This window comes from Ideonella margarita (assembly GCF_038066635.1).
In the GTDB taxonomy this organism is placed as follows: Bacteria; Pseudomonadota; Gammaproteobacteria; order Burkholderiales; family Burkholderiaceae_C; genus Ideonella; species Ideonella margarita.
Genome location: NZ_JBBUTI010000008.1, coordinates 201,524 through 220,722 on the forward strand (window position 1 = coordinate 201,524; position 19,199 = coordinate 220,722).

General features: G+C 69.1%; 14 protein-coding genes and 1 riboswitch. Of the genes, 5 read left to right on the forward strand and 9 right to left on the reverse strand.

The window, feature by feature from the left end; genetic code table 11:
* Positions 1 to 35: 35 nt before the first annotated feature.
* Complete coding sequence (locus AACH00_RS13365; protein WP_341399645.1) at positions 36 to 1,502, reverse strand: M20 family metallopeptidase; 1,467 nt, start codon at positions 1,500 to 1,502, stop codon at positions 36 to 38.
* A gap of 73 nt (positions 1,503 to 1,575) precedes the next feature.
* Here AACH00_RS13365 and AACH00_RS13370 point away from each other — a divergent pair, with 73 nt between their 5' ends.
* Positions 1,576 to 2,784: an ABC transporter substrate-binding protein gene (locus AACH00_RS13370; RefSeq protein ID WP_341399646.1), complete on the forward strand. Its 1,209-nt coding sequence runs from the start codon at positions 1,576 to 1,578 to the stop codon at positions 2,782 to 2,784.
* 12 nt (positions 2,785 to 2,796) lie between these two features.
* On the opposite strand, the gene AACH00_RS13375 is transcribed toward AACH00_RS13370, so the two are convergent.
* Positions 2,797 to 3,651, reverse strand: coding sequence for an alpha/beta fold hydrolase (locus AACH00_RS13375; protein WP_341399647.1), 855 nt, complete (start codon positions 3,649 to 3,651; stop codon positions 2,797 to 2,799).
* Positions 3,652 to 3,744: 93 nt separating this feature from the next.
* Between AACH00_RS13375 and AACH00_RS13380 the strand changes: the two genes are divergently transcribed.
* Together AACH00_RS13380 and AACH00_RS13385 are read left to right on the forward strand one after the other, a co-directional pair.
* Positions 3,745 to 4,581 carry an enoyl-CoA hydratase-related protein gene (locus tag AACH00_RS13380; RefSeq protein WP_341399648.1) on the forward strand — a complete coding sequence of 279 codons (837 nt, stop codon included), beginning with the start codon at positions 3,745 to 3,747 and terminating at the stop codon, positions 4,579 to 4,581.
* A 68-nt stretch (positions 4,582 to 4,649) separates the two neighbouring features.
* Positions 4,650 to 5,501 (forward strand): Rossmann-like and DUF2520 domain-containing protein, encoded by an 852-nt coding sequence (locus AACH00_RS13385; protein WP_341399649.1) that lies wholly within the window; start codon positions 4,650 to 4,652, stop codon positions 5,499 to 5,501.
* 12 nt (positions 5,502 to 5,513) lie between these two features.
* Here the strand turns inward: AACH00_RS13385 and AACH00_RS13390 are convergent, their stop codons facing one another.
* From AACH00_RS13390 to metX, 3 genes are all read right to left on the reverse strand, one after another.
* Positions 5,514 to 7,271: a GGDEF domain-containing protein gene (locus AACH00_RS13390; RefSeq protein ID WP_341399650.1), complete on the reverse strand. Its 1,758-nt coding sequence runs from the start codon at positions 7,269 to 7,271 to the stop codon at positions 5,514 to 5,516.
* A 153-nt stretch (positions 7,272 to 7,424) separates the two neighbouring features.
* Positions 7,425 to 8,012, reverse strand: a complete 588-nt coding sequence (gene metW / locus AACH00_RS13395; protein WP_341399651.1) for a methionine biosynthesis protein MetW — start codon at positions 8,010 to 8,012, stop codon at positions 7,425 to 7,427.
* Positions 8,009 to 9,151 (reverse strand): homoserine O-succinyltransferase MetX, encoded by a 1,143-nt coding sequence (gene metX / locus AACH00_RS13400; protein WP_341399652.1) that lies wholly within the window; start codon positions 9,149 to 9,151, stop codon positions 8,009 to 8,011. Before metX ends, metW begins: the two co-directional genes overlap by 4 nt.
* 59 nt (positions 9,152 to 9,210) lie before the next feature.
* Positions 9,211 to 9,286: riboswitch (SAM riboswitch) on the reverse strand.
* 100 nt (positions 9,287 to 9,386) lie between these two features.
* On the opposite strand from metX, the gene AACH00_RS13405 reads away from it, so the two are divergent.
* Positions 9,387 to 11,366, forward strand: a complete 1,980-nt coding sequence (locus AACH00_RS13405) for a flavin monoamine oxidase family protein (protein WP_341399653.1) — start codon at positions 9,387 to 9,389, stop codon at positions 11,364 to 11,366.
* Positions 11,367 to 11,388: 22 nt separating this feature from the next.
* Here the strand turns inward: AACH00_RS13405 and AACH00_RS13410 are convergent, their stop codons facing one another.
* From AACH00_RS13410 to AACH00_RS13420, 3 genes are all read right to left on the reverse strand, one after another.
* The gene (locus AACH00_RS13410) at positions 11,389 to 12,621 is read right to left on the reverse strand and encodes a DUF1501 domain-containing protein (protein WP_341399654.1); all 1,233 of its coding nucleotides are present in this window, start codon (positions 12,619 to 12,621) and stop codon (positions 11,389 to 11,391) included.
* A gap of 24 nt (positions 12,622 to 12,645) precedes the next feature.
* Complete coding sequence (locus tag AACH00_RS13415; RefSeq protein ID WP_341399655.1) at positions 12,646 to 14,265, reverse strand: DUF1800 domain-containing protein; 1,620 nt, start codon at positions 14,263 to 14,265, stop codon at positions 12,646 to 12,648.
* 93 nt (positions 14,266 to 14,358) lie between these two features.
* Positions 14,359 to 16,734 (reverse strand): penicillin-binding protein 1A, encoded by a 2,376-nt coding sequence (locus AACH00_RS13420; RefSeq protein WP_341399656.1) that lies wholly within the window; start codon positions 16,732 to 16,734, stop codon positions 14,359 to 14,361.
* Between the two features lie 189 nt (positions 16,735 to 16,923).
* On the opposite strand from AACH00_RS13420, the gene AACH00_RS13425 reads away from it, so the two are divergent.
* Positions 16,924 to 18,570: an FMN-binding glutamate synthase family protein gene (locus AACH00_RS13425; RefSeq protein WP_341399657.1), complete on the forward strand. Its 1,647-nt coding sequence runs from the start codon at positions 16,924 to 16,926 to the stop codon at positions 18,568 to 18,570.
* 4 nt (positions 18,571 to 18,574) lie between these two features.
* On the opposite strand, the gene AACH00_RS13430 is transcribed toward AACH00_RS13425, so the two are convergent.
* Positions 18,575 to 19,192 (reverse strand): glutathione S-transferase family protein, encoded by a 618-nt coding sequence (locus AACH00_RS13430; RefSeq protein WP_341399658.1) that lies wholly within the window; start codon positions 19,190 to 19,192, stop codon positions 18,575 to 18,577.
* Between the last annotated feature and the right edge of the window lie 7 nt (positions 19,193 to 19,199).

The window sequence follows — 19,199 nt, forward strand, 5'->3', positions numbered from 1 at the left end:
TGCCTCAGTGCCGAAACGCTGAACGCCGGATCACCTCAAGGGTGCGCGGCAATGACCTCGGCCACCGCCGACGTCAGGCGGGTGCCGTAGCCGATGTGCAGGAACTCGTTCGGGCCGTGCGCGTTGCTCTTCGGGCCGAGCACGCCGCAGACCATCATCTGGGCCATCGGGAAGCCCTGCTGCAGCAGGTTCATCAGCGGAATCGTGCCGCCCTGGCCGATGTAGCCCAGCGGCGCACCGAAGTGCCGGCGTGACGCCGTGTCCATCGCGGCCTCCAGCCACGGCGCCAGCGTCGGGGCATTCCAGCCCGTGGCGCCCCAGTCGTTCATGCGGCCGTCCGGGTGGAACGTGACCTTGGCGTTGTAGGGCGCGTTGTCTTCCAGCAGCGCCTTGAGTTGCACCGCGGCCGTGTGGCCTTCCACCAAGGGCGGCAGGCGCAGGCTCAGCTTGAAGGCCGTGAACGGGCGCAGCACATTGCCGGCGTTCTGCAGCGAAGGCATGCCGTCCACGCCCGTCACCGACAAGGTCGGACGCCAGGTGCGATTGAGCAGCGCCTCCACCGGGTCGGTGTCGGTGGCCAGTGCGAAGGCACCATCAGCGCCGCAGGCCCAGGGGTAACGCTTCCACACCTCGTCACCCAGAATGTGCGCGGTGGCGCGGGCCTGGGCCACGCGCTCGGACGGCACTTCGCAGTGGAAAGCCTCCGGCAGCAGCCGGCCGGTCTTCGAATCTTCCAGGCGGTCGAGGACCATGCGCATGATGCGGAAGCTCGACGGCACCAAGCCGCTGGCATCGCCCGAGTGGATGCCTTCGGTGAGGATTTCCACCTTCAGCGTGCCGGTGATGTTGCCGCGCAGCGAGGTCGTGAGCCAGAGCTGGTCATAGTTGCCGGCGCCTGAATCCAGGCAGACCACGAGGCTGACTTCACCCAGGCGCGGGCGCAGCAGGTCGAGGTAGGGCAGCAAGTCGTACGAGCCGGATTCCTCGCAGGATTCGATCAGGCCGACGATGCGGGGGTGCGGCACGTTCTGCGCCTTCAGGGCCTCCACGGCGCTGATCGCGGCGTACACGGCATAACCGTCATCGGCGCCACCGCGGCCATAGAGCTTGCCGTCCTCGATCTTCGGCGTCCAGGGCCCGAGGTCCGAGCGCCAGCCGCTGAATTCGGGTTGTTTGTCGAGGTGGCCGTACATCAGCACGGTCTGCGTGCTGGCCGGCTTGGTGGCGGCCACTTCAAAGAAGATGACCGGCGTGCGGCCTTCCTGGCGGATGACTTCCAGCGTCAGGCCAGGCACCTTGCGGGAGAGCACCCAGTCGGCGGCGTCACGCACCACCTTGTCGATCAGACCGTTCTTCTCCCAGTCGGGGTCGAACATCGGGCTCTTGGCGGGCACGCCGATGTAGTCTATGAGGCTGGGCACGATGCGTTCGCGCCAGGCGTCGTCCACGAATCGATGCAGTTGTGCCGGATCGAGCGGAGCCAGGGTGTCAGGTGCATTCATGATGCAAGGTGTCCTCGGTGTCGGTAAACACCACAGATTGTGCGACGGTTTGAGGCTGACGTATGCTGGGCTGATGACTGCACCCTCCCCCACTCGCCGCCGGTATCTTCAACTGACGGGTGGCGCGGCGGTCGGGCTGGCCGCCAGCACCCCGTGGCAGATGGCGCTAGCCCAGCCAGCGAGTCCCTCCATACCGGCGCCCGCCGCCAACCCCACGGCCGGCATCACGCCGACGCAGATCCTGCTCGGGCAGACGATCTCGCTGGAAAACGCCAAGAACGACTATGCAGTGGCCATTCGCCAGGGCATCGAAGCCGCAGTGCAGCAGATCAACGCCACGGGCGGCGTGGCGGGCCGGCGCTTGCAGATCAAGGTGATGGACGACCATGCCAAGCCCGCGGAAGCCGAGGCCAATGCCCGGCAGCTGGTGGCAGACGGCGTGTTCGCGCTGTTCGGGCCGATCGAAGGCGGGCCGTCGACCGCCGTGATGGGCGTGGCCAATGACACCGGTGTGCCGCTGTTCGGGCCGATGGCCGGCTCGCCCGGTTTGCGCCGGCCGCTGCAGTCGCTAGTGTTTCCGGTGCGCGCCGAGCACCGCGAAGAGTTCCGGGCGCTGCTGAACCACGGCGCCAGCCTGGGCATGCGCCGCGTGGGTTTTCTGCAGGCCGATTCCGACACGGGTCGCCAGCACCTCGACAACGTCCGGCGCATCGCCGGCCCGCTGGGCATGGAGGTGCGCCTGCCGATGCCGTTCAAGGGCGACATCACCGATGCCGGCTTGCAGGCCTTCGTGCAGCAGCTGGGTGACAAGCAGGTGGAGCTGGTGTTCAACCATGGCTCGGCGGGCGTCTATGAGCGCCTGATCCGGCTGAGCCGGCAAGCTGGCCTGAACACCAGTTTCTGGGGCATCAACTCGGGCTCTGCGCAGCTGGCCAAACACCTCGGGCCACTGGCCAACGGCATGGTGTTCGCCCAGGTGATGCACAGCCCGTGGGAGCGAAAGACCGCCCTCACCCGGGCTTATCAAGACGCCTTCCGCGCCCTGTTCCGGGACCAGGACTTTTCGTACGGCAGCCTGGAAGGTTATGTCACGACGCGCGCGCTGGCCGAAGCCCTGCGCCGCTGTGGCCGCGACCTGAGCCGACCCCGCTGGCTGGCGGCCATGAAGGACGCACAGCTCGACATCGACGGCTTCAAGGTCAGCTGGCCGGCGGCCGAGCACGCCGGCTCCACCTTCGTCGACACGGCCATCGTCACGCGCGACGGCCGTTTCCGTCACTGACCCGCCATTGGCTCAGCGGGCAGCCGGGTAGCGGGCGTTCAGCCAGCCATTGAGCGCGGCCAGCACCTCGGCCTGCTCCGGCTCATTGAAGATTTCGTGCGCCAGGGCATGCCAGGGCTGCGCCTGCACCGAAGCCGGCGCAGCAGCGGCAAACCGCGCGCTGCCCGCGGGTGCCACGCAACGATCCGCGCCGCCCCACATCAGCAAGGTGGGCACGCGCCACGAGGCCGCCATGCCCTGCACTTCCGGGCCGGCATCAGCGATGAACTTGGCGAGTCGGCCGCAGATGCGGTCATGAACCAGCGGGTCGGCCACGTAGGCGGCCACCACGGCGGGGTCGCGGCAGATCCACGAGGGCTTGAGGCCATTGCCCAGCGCCAGGCCCGGCACCAGGCTGGAGCCCACCGCCACCAGCAGCTTCTGGAACAGGTTCATGCCGGCATCGAGGGCCGGTGACGACAGCACCAGCGCATCCACCGGGCGCCACCAGGCCGCCGGCTTCACATGCAGGCCCTCGGCCACATAGCGCGCGGCCACCAGGCCACCCAGGCTGTGGCCCAGCATCACCAGCGGGCCGGGCTGCAGCGGGCGCACGGCATCCACCACACGGCCGAGGTCTTGCAGCAGGCTGTTGCGATCGGGGATCACGCCCCGCCCGCCACCCGACTGACCATGGCCGCGCTGGTCGTAGGCCACCACCTGCCAGCCCTGGGCACACAAGGCCTGGGCCACATGCTCATAGCGGCCGGCGTGTTCGCCCAGGCCATGCACCAGCAGCACCTGCCCACGCACCCGCTCCGCATTGGCCGAAGCCGGCCACACACGCGCCTGCAGGCGCACTCCATCGGCAGTGACGATCTGATCCATCCCGGCAGTCTACGCGGTGCTGTCACCTGCGTGATGGCAGGCCCCAAGGAACACGGTAGGCTTTCGCCCCACAAACATCATTCCGGAGACCCCATGACGACACGCGCCTTCGACCTGCAGCTGGACACCGCCACCGGTATCGCCCGTCTGGTGCTCAACCGCCCGGATCGCATGAACACCATGGACCCGGCGTTTTTTCCGGCGCTGCGCGACGCGGTGCGCGAGCTCGACGACGCCGGCGATACGCGGGTGCTGGTGATCAGCTCCACCGGGCCGCACTTTTCAGCCGGCATGGCGCTGGAGGTGTTTGCCGGCGGCCTGCCGATGCTCGACACCAGCGATGCCCGCAAGCGCCTGGCCTTCCAGACCGGCCTGCGCCGCCTGATGGACTGCTTCACCGCGATCGACGAAGCGCGCTTCCCGGTGATCTGCGCGGTGCAGGGGGGCTGCATCGGCGGCGCACTCGACCTGGCAGCCGCCTGCGACATTCGCGTGTGCAGCGCCGATGCCTTCTTCACCATCCAGGAGATCACGGTCGGCATGGCGGCCGATCTGGGCTCGCTGCAACGTCTGCCCAAGATCATTCCGCAAGGCCTGGTGCGCCAGATGGCCTACACCGGCGAAAAGCTGCCGGCCCAGCGCGCGCTCGACGCCGGGCTGGTGAACGCCGTGTTGCCGGACGTGGCCGCACTCGAAGCCCACGCGCTGGCACTGGCCCGCGACATCGCCAGCAAGAGCCCGCTGGCCATCACCGGCAGCAAGCTCGCCCTGAACCACGCCCGCGACCACGGCACCGCCGACGCGCTGGCACAGATGACGCTGCTGCAAAGCGCGATCTTCGACATCGGCGAGATGGAACGCGCCATCGGCGGCTGGAAGAAGAAGCAGGCCGCCGAGTACGCGGCGCTGGGCCCCACCGCGCCGCTTTGATACGGCGTTCATGCCGCGTTGATGCCGCTTTGATACCTGCGACTGCATCCACCCCCGACAATCGCCCGATGTGGACCTTGAACGTGGTGGGCCCCGGGCGGGTCGGACGCAGCCTGAGCCGGCTCTGGCTGGATGCGGGCATGGCGCAGTTGCAGGCGGTGCTGGCGCGCCAGCCCGGGCATGCGCAGGCCGCCATTGAAGCCTTGGGCGCGGGCACGGCCTGCACGGCACTGGCGCAGATGCCACCGGCCGACGTGTGGCTGCTGGCTGTGCCGGACACCCAGATCGCCAGCGTCGCCGCGCAACTGGCCGAGCTCAGCCAGGCCCGAGGCTGGGCGCCGGCGCAGGCCTGGCATTGCAGCGGCTTCTTGACCTCGACGGAGATGGCGCCCTTGCAGGCGCTGGGCTGGGACGTGGCCAGTGCACATCCGGCCCTGAGCTTTGCCGATCCGGACCGCGCCTGCGCGCAGTTCCCCGGCACGGTGTGCGCGCTTGAAGGCACGGCAGCGGCGCTGCAGCGGGCTCAAGTTGCGTTCGAGCAGATCGGCGGCCGGTGCTTCGAATTGCAGGCCGCCCACAAACCGCTGTATCACGGGGCTGCCGTGTTCGCGAGCAACTTCCTGCCGGTCTTGCAGGCGGTAGCGACTGAGCTTTGGCAGGGCACGGGCGTGCCACCCGCCTGGGTGCCGGGCCTGGCGCAGGGTTTCCTCACGCAGGTCAGCAGCAATGTGCAGGCGCTGGGGCCACGGGCCGCGTTGACGGGCCCGGCTGCGCGGGGTGATGGCGCGGTGCTGGCGGCTCAAGGCCAGGCCATGAGCGCCCGAGACGCGGCGCTGGGCGAAGCCTATGCCAGCCTGAGTGAGCTGGCCGGCCGCTTGGCCAGGCGCGGGCAGGTGCTGGGCGAGCCATCGGGCAGCTGACGACCAGCCACGTCAACCCGCCACAAGAGCCAGCCGCCATTCACGCTCATCCAGCCCGGGGCTGTTGTCATGCAGCTCCTCGGCCAGCACCACCTGGTTGCGGCCGTTGCGCTTGGCGCGGTACATGGCCTGGTCAGCACGGGCCACCAGGTCGTCGAGCGCCACCAGCTGCAGGTCCAGCGCGGCCACGCCCACGCTGATGGTCACGCCAAAGGCGCTGCCCAGCGGGGTCGCGATGTTCAGCCCGGCCACGGTCTGGCGCAGGCGCTCGGCAATGCCACGGGCCTGGGTCAGGTCGCAGTGGGTCAGCAGCACCACGAACTCTTCACCGCCGTGGCGTGACACCAGGTCACCATGCCGCATCTGGCCCTGCAGCGCCCCCGCCACGGCCACCAGCGCCTGGTCGCCCACGGCGTGGCCGTAGCTGTCGTTGATCTGCTTGAAGTGGTCGATGTCGATCACCAGCGCGGCGGTGTCGATGGTGTGCCGATGGGCATTCACCAGCTCACGCTCACCGGCTGCAAAAAATGCGCGGCGGTTCAACAGGCCGGTCAGCGAATCGGTGCTCGACAACTCGCTGAGCTGCTCGATCAACTCGGCTCGTTCCTGCTCCAGCGCGCGGCGGGCCACCTCGCTGGCCTGCAGCGCACGCACCGCGCCCAGCACGGCACCAATTTCATCGTCGCGCTCCACCGCCGGCCAGGCCGCCACCGGCTCGCCGTCGGCCAGCGCCTGGATGGTGACGGCGGTGGCCGCCAGCGGGCGCATCACCCGGTGGTGCACCAGGGCCATCGAGCCCACCAGCAACAGGGCCGCCAGCACGGTGGCCACCAGCACCAGTTGCAATGAGGTCTGCGCCTGCTGGAGCGTGTCACGCGCATGGTTCAGCGCCTGGGCCAGCACCGCGTCACGCAGGCCCAGCAAGGGCGCCATGTCGGGCACGTAGATGTCGCCGAACTGGGTCACGTCGGTGGCGTAGGGGGTGCCGCGCATGCCGGCGTCGATCACGCGCTGCAGCTCAAGCTGGGTGCGGCCGAAATAGCCGAGCGCGAGTCGCTCGCGCACCTCTTTCACCGCCGGGCCCATGGTGTGCGCACCCAGGTGGCGGTCGAGCAGGATACGCCGGGCCTCGATGCGCCCGCGCAGTTGCAGCACCTGGGTGAGTTCGTGTTCGGTCAATCGGCGTTGTTGCAGCAGCGCCGGCCGCAGCCAGGTGCCCAGCACGCCCGCTTCCTCGCGCAGATCGGCGGCCAGCATCGCGGCACTCACGTCAGACGCCAGCGCCGGAAACGCCGTGCCAGTGGCCGCAGCCCGTTGATCCACCAGCGGCGTGATCAGCAACACCGCATCGCGCAGCCGGCCCACATCATTGCCCTGTTTGGCAGCGTCATCACCCACGCGGCCGCGCATGGCCATGGCATCGACGGACTCGCGCACGGCCTCCACCACCTGGCGCGCGCGCTGCACTTCTGGTGGCGTGGGCTGCAGGGACTGGAAAGCCAGGTCGGTGCGCTGGCGGGCGCGGGTGAGGGTCAGTTGAGGCGCGGTGTCGGACGGCGCAATGTCGCCCAGCACCGCAAACGACGGCGCCCGCTCGCGGGAAATCATCTCCATCAGGCCCAGGCCGCGCTGCAGATCCTGCAGCGCCTGCACGCCCTGCTCGGCCTGGCGCCACTGGGCCAGGTCGGTGCCGGCCAGCCGCCACAACATGGCGGCCACCACCAGCGCCAGCACCCAGTTGATCAGGCGGAACAGGGACATCAGGCGCATGCCAACCTCCCGGGGCTGGGCAGCCTGCTGAGCAGATGAGCGGAGGGGAACGGGACAAGCACGCGGGTTCCTTGCGGGCCAGACGGCCCGGAGAGGAGCGACGAGGCTCCTGCAGCGGTTATCGACCGCCGCCCCGCGAACTTGATGCCGGCGTCAGGCCTTCTCGAACTTGAACACGGCCACGCTGGCCCGGAGGTTCGGGAAGGTGCGCACCACCTCACCCGCCTGCAAGCCAAAACTGTCGAGGATGTTCAGCCCGTTCTTGCGGGCCAGCACGTCGAAGTCGGTGTAGGTGCCCACGCGGATGTTGGGCGTGTCGTACCACTGGTACGGCAGGGCGCGCGTCACCGGCATGCGGCCACGGATCACCGACAGGCGGTTCGGCCAATGTGCGAAGTTCGGGAAGCTGACGATGCCCAGACGGCCGACCCGCGCCGTTTCGCGCAACATGCGCTCGGTATTGCGCAGGTGCTGCAATGTTTCAAGTTGCAACACGACGTCGAAGCTGTGGTCCTCGAAGAGCTGCAGGCCTTCTTCCAGGTTCAGCTGGATCACGTTGACGCCGCGGCGGGCGCAGGCCAGCAGGTTGGCGTCGTCGATTTCCACGCCGTAGCCGGTGCAGCCGCGCTTGTTCTTCAGGTAGGCCAGCAACTCGCCGGTGCCGCAGCCCAGGTCGAGCACACGCGCACCCTCGGGCACCAGCGCGGCGATGGCTTGCAGGTTCTTGTTGTCGGTCGTCATGCGGTCACCACCGGCTCATCGGCAATGCGGTCGAAATAGGCCCGCATCACGCCGTGGTAGCGCGGGTCGTCGAGCAGGAAGGCGTCGTGGCCATGCGGCGCGTCGATCTCGGCGTAGCTCACGTCCACCCGGTTGTCGACCAGCGCCTTGACGATCTCGCGTGAGCGCGTCGGCGAAAACCGCCAGTCGGTGGTGAAGCTCACGAGCAGGAACTTCTTGTCGCGGGCCACCTGGAACGCCCGGGTCAAGTCACCGCCGTGCTGCTTGGCCGGGTCGAAATAGTCCAGCGCGCGGGTGATCAGCAAGTAGGTGTTGGCGTCGAAGTACTCGCTGAACTTGTCGCCCTGGTGGCGCAGGTAGCTTTCGATCTGGAACTCGATGTCCTGCGTGCTGTAGCCAATGCCACCCTCGCGCATCTCGCGGCCGAACTTGGCCTCCATCGAATCGTCGCTCAGGTAGGTGATGTGGCCGATCATGCGGGCCACGCGCAGGCCGCGCTTGGGCACCACGCCGTGGGCATAGAAATGCCCGCCGTGGAAGTCGGGGTCGGTGACGATGGCGCGGCGCGCCACCTCGTTGAAGGCGATGTTCTGGGCCGACAGGTTGGGCGCCGTAGCCACGGCCACGCAGTGGCGCAGGCGATCGGGGTAGCGCAGCGTCCAGCACAGGGCCTGCATGCCGCCCAGGCTGCCACCCAGCACCGCAGCCAGCTGGGTGATGCCCAGGCGTTCCACCACGCGGGCCTGCGCATCCACCCAGTCTTCCACCGTGACCACCGGGAAGTCGGCGCCATAGGGCTGGCCGGTGGCCGGGTTGGTGTCCATCGGGCCGGTCGAGCCGAAACACGAGCCCGGGTTGTTCACGCCGATGACAAAGAAGCGGTCGGTGTCGAGCGGCTTGCCCGGGCCCACCAGGTTGTCCCACCAGCCTTCGCTGCGGGCCTGGCCTTCATAGACGCCCGCCACATGGTGCGAGGCATTCAAGGCGTGGCACACCAGCACCGCATTGCTGCGGTCGGCGTTCAAGGTGCCATAGGTTTCCACTGTCAGCGAGTAGTCGCGCAGCACCGCACCGCTCTGCAGCGGCAGGTCTTGCTCGAACCTCATCTGTTGTGCCTTCACGTACCCGACGGAAGCCATGTATTCATCCCCAGAAACAACAAAGCCCAGCTCCGGACTCAAGAGTCGGACACCGGGCTGTCGTGCCGGAATGTCCCTCTTTAGCGGCATTTTTAAGGCGCCCGCAATCCGGAACAAATCGGCGCCATACAAGCCGGAAGTTTAGCAGGGGGTGTGCGGCTCCGCTTGCATGCCGGGCACCGGGTGCGGGAACATGGGCGCACTCCTTCACGTCTGCAGATCCTGCAGTGCCCGCATGTCACGCTCACCCGGCCGCCCGCAGCTCTTGCCTGAGGCGGCCCCCGCCGCCGCCATCACCCGACGCGATTTCCTGAACGGCGTGGCCCTCGGCCTGGGCGGCACGGCCAGCCTGTCCGCTGCGGCCACGCCTGGAAGCGAGCTGCCCGACCCCGCCCTGCGCACCGGCCTGCAGGGCCAGACCGACACGGTGAACGCTGCGGCCCACGCCTGGCGTGACCGCGCCGGCGGCGTCAGTGAAGCGCCTGCTGAGCGTGACGACGGCGTGGAAGACCTGCTGGTGGTGGGCGCGGGGCTGAGTGGCCTGTGTGGCGCACACCTCTACGCAAAGCACGCCGGCCGGCCGGTGCGCATGCTGCTGCTCGATGCACTCGACGACGTGGGCGGCCATGCCCGGCGCAATGAATTCATCGCCCGCAACGGCCAGCGGCTGGTGGGCTATGGCGGCTCGCAGTCGCTCGACAACCCCAGCCTGTTCTCGCCGGCCGTCCAGCAGGTGCTGCAAGACATCGGCGTGGACTGGCCCCGCTTCAACACGCAGTTCTTCGACCACGGCTGGCATGAGCGGCACGGCCTGAACAGTCGCGCCCTGGTGTTTGATGCGCGCACCTGGGGCCGATCTGCGGTGGTGCTGCGCCAGCCCGGCGAAGCACCGGCCAGCTGGTTGGCCCGCACGCCGCTGCCGCCCGACGCGCAGCGGCAACTGGCCCGGCTGCTGGCCGAGCCAGCGGCGGATGTGCTGCCACGGGGCATGCCGCCCGCTGCCCGGCGCGACATGCTCTCGCGGCTCACCTGCCGCCAGTTCTACCAACGCCACTGGCGGCTCGGGGCGCAGGCCCTGCGCTGGCTGCAGGCCGATACCGAGGGCTACTTCGGCGCGGGCATCGACGCCACCAGCGCGCTGGATGCCTGGGCCGCCGGCCTGCCGGGCTTCAGCGGGCTGGGGCTGGGCGCATCGATGGACACACGGCTGTCGCCCAGCGGCCGGCTGCTGCACCAGGGGCAAGACCCCTACGTCTTCCACTTCCCCGACGGCAACGGTGGCGTGGCCCGGGCGCTGCTGCGCCAGCTGATCCCGGAGGCCATGCCGGGCAGCGACATGATCAGCCTGGCCGAAGGCCGGGTGCAGCACGCCGCCCTCGACCGCCCCGAGGCCCCCGTGCGGCTGCGCCTGCGCGCCACCGCCGTGCACCTGCGCCACCTCGGGCCGCCGGGCGAAGCGCAACTGGTGGAGGTGCGCTACCTCGACAGCCACGGCCAGCTGCGCGTGGCACGCGCCCGGCAGGTGCTGCTGGCCTGCTGGCACCGCGTGGTGGCACGGCTGACCGACGAGCTGCCGGCCACCCAGGTGGCGGCGCTGAACGACCAGGTCAAGGTGCCGCTGCTGTACGGCACCGTGCTGCTGAACAACTGGCGCGCCTTCCACCGCGCAGGCATCAGCGGCCTGCAGCCGGTCGACGGCTTCTGGCGCGAGGCGGCGCTCGACTTTCCGGTCCGCATGGGCTCGCTCGGCCCGCCCGAGCACCCAGACCAACCCGTGCTGCTGCATCTGTCGAAGGTGGTGCTGCCAGCACCGCAGGAACCGGCCCTGCCCCCGCGTGAGCAGGCCGCCCGCGGCCGTGCGCTGCTGACTGGTTGGTCGTTCGACGAGCTGGCCCAGGAGACCACCCGGCTGCTGCAGTCCGGGCTGGGCGACTTCGGCTTCGAGGCCGAGCGCGACATCGAGGCCATCACCATCAACCGCTGGGCGCATGGCTATGCCTACGAATACATGCGCCCCTGGGACCGTTGCTGGCCGCAAGGCCCGCTGCCCTGCACCACGGCCCGACGCGGCTGGGGCCGGGTGGCCATCGCGAATGCCGATGCGGGCGCCTATGCCTATGCCCACGGCGCGATGGACCAGGCCGCGCGGGCGGTGCAGGAATTGCTGCCTCAGGCGCGTCTGCCGAGCTGGTCAAAAAGGCCGGGGCCGGTGTGAGGCCACCAGCCCCGGGCTGGCTTCACACCAGGCCGAGGTCCTTCGGCTGGCTGCCCGGAAATACCGCCTGCACCTGCGCCGGACTGAGGCCGTAGAGGCGCTGGAACAAACCGCCAAACAGCTCCTGGTAGGAGGTGAGCACGGGGAAGTCGCGGTTCTGGTGCAGCGTGGCGGCCGACACCGCCACCTGCTCACCGGCGATGCGGCCACCGCGCACCCGGCCGCCCATCACGGCGCACACCGTGCCGTGGCCGTGGTCGGTGCCGCGGTTGCCGTTTTCACGCAGCGTGCGGCCGAACTCGCTGAACACCACCACCACCGTGTCACGCCAGGCCGGGCCCATCGCATCCGCGAAGGCGGCCAGGCCACGGCCCAGCTCACCCAGCCGGCTGGCCAGGGTGCCGGTGGCATTGCCTTGGTTCACATGGGTGTCCCAGCCGCCCACATCGAGAAACCCGAGGTGATAACGCTCGCGCATCATCTGGGCGACGCGACGTGATTCGGCCTCGAAGCCGCTGCTGCTCAGCGCGTTGCGGCTGGCGGCCTGCATCTCGGCGCTGGCGCCGGCGGCCATGTCGCGCATGGCCTCGCGCTTGACCTCGAAGCCTTCGGCCACCGCACCGGCCAGTGGCTGGTCGCGGTACATGCGGGCGATCAGCGCCGCCTGGCGCTCGTCCACTGCATTGCGCACCGACGACGCCAGCCGCAGGTTGGGCACCGGCAGCGCACCACGCAGGACGATCGGCAACTGGTCGGTGAAGGCCATGCTGTCGCGCCGCTGGCTGCCCAGTTGCTGCGCCAGCCGGTTCAAAAAACCCGACTGCTGCTTGGCACCGGCCGTGATGTCGTCAAAGCCGTATTCGATGCTGTCCTGGGTTTCAAAGTGGCTGCGCGACAGGTTGTGGCTGCCGGCAAATGGCACCCAGGCCAGTTGCCCCTGCTGGTAGAACGGCGCGAGGCTGCCAGCCAGCGCCGGATGCAGGCCCCAGTCGGTCGTCAGCGGCAAGGCCGCATCGGCCTGGGCGCCCGGCCGGGCAATGGCGATGCGGGGCCGGGCCTCGTAGTAGAAATCGCTGCTGACCGGCACCAGCACGCTGGCCGCATCGGCCGCGCCGCGCAGGAACACCATCAACAGCCGTGGCGGCGTACTGGCGCCCTCGGGGGCGGCCGCCCACAAGCGGCCCTGCACGGCGCCCAGGCCAGAGGCCGCAGCGGCCCCGCGCCAGGCGTGGTTCAGAAAATGACGGCGATGCATCCAGGGCCTTCCGGGTCAGGCGTGTCAGCAGCGCATGAATTCAGGGCTGGACAGCAACAGCGCATTCCATGGCGCGGGGCTGCCAGCCTCGGCCAAGGCGCTGCGGGTCTCGGCCGAGAGCACCGGCCAGACGTTCTGGCGCACCAGCGGTGCCTGCTCCAGTCTGACCAACGCAGGCACGACCATCACGTTGACCGGCCCCCCCTCTTCCGCACGGAACAGGGCGTTGGTGCCGCCCCCGATGGCCCGGGCGATCTCGAACCGGGTACCCAGCTGGCCGGAACCCGACCAGGCCGAGGCCTGCATCGGGTAACCATCGGGCGTGACGCGCCCCCACGGGGCCTGGCCCAGGCGTTGCAGCCAGGTCAGCGCCGGGGCCGGGTTCACGATCAGGCGGTCGTCGTGCACCAGCCGCAATGAAGACAACACCCAGCGCTGCGGATCCTTGAACTTGCGGCCGAGTGACGGCGCAAATTCAGGCGCCTCGAACAAGGCCTGAAGCATCGGGGCGATCGCCGTGTCAGCCTTCAGGTAAGCCGTGGCCATGCGCTCGACCACGGCCGCTGGCGGCTCGTCGGCCATCAGGAAGCGGGCGATCTTGCGGCTGAGGTGGCGCGCGGTGGACGGGTGGTGCGCAAAGCGCTGCAGCTGGGCCACGATGTCGTCCCAGCCCTTGCCGCCGCTGGTCACACCGAGGATGGTGACGGGGCCGTTGTCGTGGCGCGCCGGGTTGAATTCGGTCAGGCCCTGGCGGCGGTACTGCGCCATCTGGTGCTCACGCAGGCGCGGGGTCGCCTCGCCGCTGGCTACGCCCAGGCCGGTCAGCAGCCGGGCCAGCTCCTGCACGTCTTTTTGGGCATATCCGCCGTTCACGCCCAGCGTGTGCAGCTCCATCAGCTCACGGGCAAAGTTCTCGTTGATGCGGCCGGCGGAGTTCTGGTCGTTGTCGAGGTAGCGAAGCATGGCGGCGTGGGTCGACGCGGCCACGAGCAAGTCTTGAAACCGGCCGAGCGCGTGCGGGCGCAGTGCCGTTTCTTCGTAATCACCGACCAAGGCGCGCAGTTCACGCTTGTTGCCGTGGATGCTGAAGTGGTTGCCCCAGAACCAGACCATCTGTTCGCGCAGCTGGTGCGGGCTGTAGAGCGAGCGCCAGAACTGGCGCGTGGCCGCCTCGCGCTCCAGGCGGTTCATTTCCTGCTGCCAGGCCCGGCGCGCCTGGCTGCGGTTGGCGGGCTCGCCCGGGCTTTCCGATTCGCGCCGACGCTCCTGCATCTCCCAGGCCAGGTTGGCCACCGGCCGGGTGGCGATCGTCATGCCGGCCACTCGCAGCGCCAGGGCTTGCGGCAGGCCATCTGATTTTGGTGGGGCGAGCTGGTTCTGCAGCCACTCCTGGCGGCCTTGCTGGGCGTAGGCGCGCACGGTGCCGCCGTTCACGCCGAAGCTCAGGCGGTTGATCCAGGCAAGGTCGTCGGGGGCCAGCGTGGGCAGCGGCGCGGCGGGTGGCGGCACGGCGCCGGGTTCAGCCAACGGGGCGGATGCGGTGGCCACACCGGCGGGGCTCGATGCGGGCGCGTGGCCACAGCCCACCAGGGGCAACGCAGCCAGGCCAGCCAGACCAGTCAGCAAATCACGACGCAACAACATGGTTGTACAACCTCTATCCCATCGAACTTCAACAACTGTAAGCCGGGCAGATGACAGGGCGGTAACCAACCGTAGAGGTCAGCCTGGCGCTGCTCAGTTCGGCTCGCTCGCCGCGCCTGAGGCGCCCCCCGCCGGCACCACCGCGGCCGCCGGCTCTTCCAGGCCGATGCGGCGCACGAACCCGCCTTCCGCATAGTCGGTGAAACGCCAGTCGCCGTCCACCTCGACAACCCCATCTGGCGGCACGGCCGGCCGCACCGGCACGCCGCGCAGGGCGCGCTCCATGTAGCTGATCCAGACCGGCAGCGCCAGGCCACCACCCGATTCCCGGCTGCCCAGGCTGCGCGGCTCGTCATAACCGATCCACACCACGGCCGTGATGTCGGGCTGGTAGCCGCCGAACCAGGCGTCCACCGCGTCGTTGGTCGTGCCGGTCTTGCCGTAGACGTCCGGCCGCTTGAGCTGGGCCTGGGCGCGCGCGGCCGTGCCGGTGCGGGTCACTTCGTTCAGCAGGCTGCCGGTGATGAAGGCGGTGCGGGCAGGCACAACGCGCAGGCTGTCATCCAGCGCGGGGGCCGGCGGCGCCTCGAACAGCACCTTGCCCTGGGCGTCGGCAATGCGCTCGATCACCAGCGGCGTCACCTTGTAGCCGCCGTTGGCCAGCACCGCATAGGCCGAGGCCAGTTGCAGCGGGCTGGTGCTGCCGGCGCCCAGCGCCAAGGTCAGGTTGTCGGGCTGCTTGTCCAGCTCGAAGCCGTACGCCAGCAGGCCCTGGCGGGCTTCGCTCAGGCCCATCTGCTGCACCAGCCGGATGCTGACCAGATTCTTCGATTTGGCCAGGGCGCGGCGCAGCGTCAAAGGCCCGTCGAACTGGCCGTCGGAGTTCTGCGGGTTCCAGCCGCCGATGCCGCCACCATCGGCCAGCGGCGCATCGTTGATCAGCGTGGCCGGCATCACGCCGTGCTCCAGCGCGGTGGCATACAGGAATGGCTTGAGGCTCGAGCCCGGCTGGCGCCAGGCCTGGGTGACGTGGTTGAAGGGCTGGCGGTTGAAGTCAAAGCCGCCCACCATGGCCCGCACGCGGCCGGTGGCGCTGTCGAGGGCCACCAGCGCGCCCTGGGCCTGCGGCCACTGCGCCACGGTCCAGCCAGCGCCCTGGCGCATCACGCGGATCACCGCGCCGCGCTTGAGCGCCAGCGCCGCCGGTGCCTGCGGGCTGAGCGCCGGCAGCGCCCACTTCAGACCCTCGCCGCTCAGCTTGACGCTCTCACCGGTGGCCAGCCGCACCGACACTTCCTTGGTTGAGGCCTGCAGCACCACCGCCACGCGCAGGTCTTCATCGTCGCGGTGGTCTTTCAGCACCTGGGCGGCGGCCTGCTCCGCATCGGCCAAGTCGTCCGGCAACTCCTCGTTGTCTTCCGGGCCGCGCCAGGGCTGCTTGCGCTCGTGGTCGAGCAGGCCGCGCCGCAGGGCCGCCCACGCCGCCTGCTGGTCAGCCGCCAGCAGCGAGGTCGTGACCTTGTAGCCCTTGGTGTACGCCTCTTCACCGAAGCGGTCGAACACCGCCTTGCGGGCCATTTCGGCCACGTATTCGGCATGCACCGCCGTCTGGCCCGGGCTGCGGATCTGCAGCTTCTCTGCCTTGGCCTGGGCCGCCTGGGCTTCGGTGATGACGCCAGTGGCCAGCATCCGGCCGATCACCAGCTGCTGCCGCGCCGTCGCCCGGTCAAAGTTGGTGATCGGGTTGGCAAAGGCGGGGTTCTGCGGCAGGCCGGCCAGCATCGCACTTTCGGCGATCGACAGCTGCGCCACCGGCTTGCCGAAGTACACCTGCGCCGCCGCACCAAAGCCGTATGACCGGTGGCCGAGGTAGATCTGGTTCATGTAGAGCTCGAGGATCTGGTCCTTGCTGAGCTCCTGCTCGATCTTCAGCGCCAGCAGCGCTTCCTTGATCTTGCGCTCCGGCGTGCGCCGCGACGACAGGAAGAACGTGCGCGCCACCTGCTGCGTGATGGTGGAGGCGCCCTGTCGCATGCCGCCGGTGAAGTTGGCCACCACGGCCCGGGCCACGCCCTTGAAGTCGATGCCGCTGTGCTCGCGAAAGCGGCTGTCTTCCACCGCCAGCACCGCGTCCTGCATCAGCTTGGGCATGTCCCCAATGGGCACGAACACCCGCCGCTCGGAGCCGAACTGGGCGATCTCCACGCCGTCGCGGGTGAACACCTGCAGCGGCTGGCGCGGCTGGTAATCGGTGACCTTGTCGAGCGCCGGCAACTGCTGCGAATACCAGACCGCCGCTCCGCCCAGCAGCAGCACGCCGACCAGCACCACGGCCACCAGCGCCAGCAGCAGGGCCACGACGATGCCGCCGGCTTCTCGCCCGGCGCGGTGTTCTGGTCGACGTTCGGCAAGGCAGCCAGCAGGCCGGGCGAGGTGGCGGCGCAAGGCCGCGAGGTTCTGGATCGTCATGGGGCACAGCGAATCAAGGCGGGCTGATTATGGGCATGTCCGCCGGGCACGGCGAACGTGGTCAGCCGCCGGGGCCGCCCTGAAGCCCTGAAAAAGCCACGGGAATGCCCGCTGTCTGTCTCCGTTGGCGAGCGCACGTTCGGCAGCACAATGGCTCTTCCTGCCTCAAGCTGCCTGGGAGCCTTTCAAATGCCCGCCTGGTTGAATGCCCTGAATCAGCACTTCCCGCTGCGCTACCTGGTCTGGGTGTGCTGCGCCGTGCTTGCGCTGCTGGGTGCCTTCACCCAGGTGTCCTTCGGCACCGGCGGCTGGCTCGCGCTGCTCGGCCTGTGCGGCGTGGTGCTCGGCCTGCGCGACAGCCGCCAGCAGCGGCATGCCGTGCTGCGCAACTACCCGGTCATCGGGCACATGCGCTTCCTGCTCGAATTCATCCGCCCCGAGATTCGCCAGTACTTCATCGAAAGCGACAACGAGGCGGCGCCGTTTTCGCGCCAGCAGCGCTCGCTGGTCTACCAGCGAGCCAAGGGCCAGCCTGACAAGCGCCCCTTCGGCACCCAGCTCGATGTGCACCACGACGGCTACGAATGGATCAACCACTCGCTGCAACCCACCGAGCTGCCCGGGCACGACTTCCGCATCACCATCGGCGAGCACTGCGCGCAGCCCTACAGCGCCAGCGTCTTCAACATCTCGGCGATGAGCTTCGGCGCGTTGAGCGCCAATGCCATCCTGGCGCTGAACGGCGGCGCCAAGCGGGGCGGCTTCATGCACGACACCGGCGAGGGCTCGATCAGCCAGCACCACCGGGTGCACGGCGGCGACCTGGTCTGGGAGATCGGCTCGGGCTATTTCGGCTGCCGCGGCGACGACGGCCGCTTCAACGAGGCCGCCTTCGTGGCCAATGCCACCGATCCGCAGGTCAAGCTCATCGAGATCAAGTTGTCACAGGGCGCCAAGCCCGGCCACGGCGGCGTGCTGCCGGGCCCGAAGGTGACGCCCGAAATCGCCCTGGCGCGCGGCGTGCCGGTGGGCGTGGATTGCGTGTCACCGGCGGCGCACAGCGCCTTCAGCACCCCGCGCGAGCTGCTGCAGTTCGTGCAGCGGCTGCGTGAACTCTCCGGCGGCAAGCCCGTGGGCTTCAAGCTGTGCATCGGCCACCCCTGGGAGTGGTTCGCCATCTGCAAGGCCATGCTCGACAGCGGCATCACGCCCGATTTCATCGTGGTGGACGGCGCGGAAGGCGGCACCGGCGCCGCACCGCTTGAATTCACCGACCACGTCGGCGCGCCGCTGCAGGAAGGCCTGCTGCTGGTGCACAACACGCTGGTGGGCCTGAACCTGCGCAGCCGCATCCGCATCGGCGTGGCCGGCAAGATCATCGGCGCCTTCGACATCGCCCGCGCGATGGCGCTTGGCGCTGACTGGTGCAACTCGGCGCGCGGCTTCATGTTCGCGCTGGGCTGCATCCAGGCGCAGAGCTGCCACACGGGCACCTGCCCGACCGGTGTCACCACGCAAGACCCGACCCGCCAGCGTGCGCTGGTGGTGCCTGACAAGCTGGAGCGGGTCTACCGCTACCACCTCAACACGCTGCACGCGCTGCAGGAGCTGGTGCAGGCCGCCGGGCTGAAGCATCCGGGCGAGATCAGCCCGCAGCACATCGTGCACCGGGTGGGGGGCGATGAGGTCAAGCTGCTGATCCACCACCTGCCCTTCCTGAAGCCGGGGCAGCTGGTGGATGCGATCGAAGGCCGGGCGGACTGGCCGCACGGCGTCTACAAGATGTACTGGCCGCTGTCGCAACCCGACAGCTTCACCCCGGCCGCGATGGCCTGAGGGCTCAGGCCGCCGGCGGCGCGGTGTCGATGAAGCTCGGCCGGGCGGCCAGCTTGTCGTGCAGGCGCTGCAGGTTCGGGTACGGCGTGCGCCAGTCGATCTCCGGATAGCGGAAATCCAGGTAGCCCAGGGCGCAGCCCACGGCGATGTCAGCCAGGCTGAGGTGGATGCCGACGCACCAGGGCTTGTCGCCCAGGCCGGTGCTCATGGCGGCCACGGCAGCGTTCACGCGGACCATCTGGCGATCAACCCAGGCTTGCGAGCGCTGGGCTTCGGTGCGGCCGGTCCAGTGCAATTCCATGCGGGCGAGGATGCTGGCGTCGAGCAGGCCGTCGGCCAGCGCTTCCCAGGTGCGCACTTCAACCCGTTCGCGGCCGGTGCCGGGAATCAGCTTGCCGACCGGCGACAGGGTGTCGACGTATTCCACGATGACGCGGGAGTCGAAGACCGCCTCGGCGCCTTCCATCACCAGGCAAGGCACCTTGCCGAGCGGGTTGGACGCGAGGATGGCGTCATTGCCCCAGACGTCTTCCAGCACGAACTGGTAGTCGAGCTTCTTCTCTGCCAGCACAACCCGGACTTTGCGCACGTAAGGGCTGGTGAGTGAACCGATCAGTTTCATGTGTAGT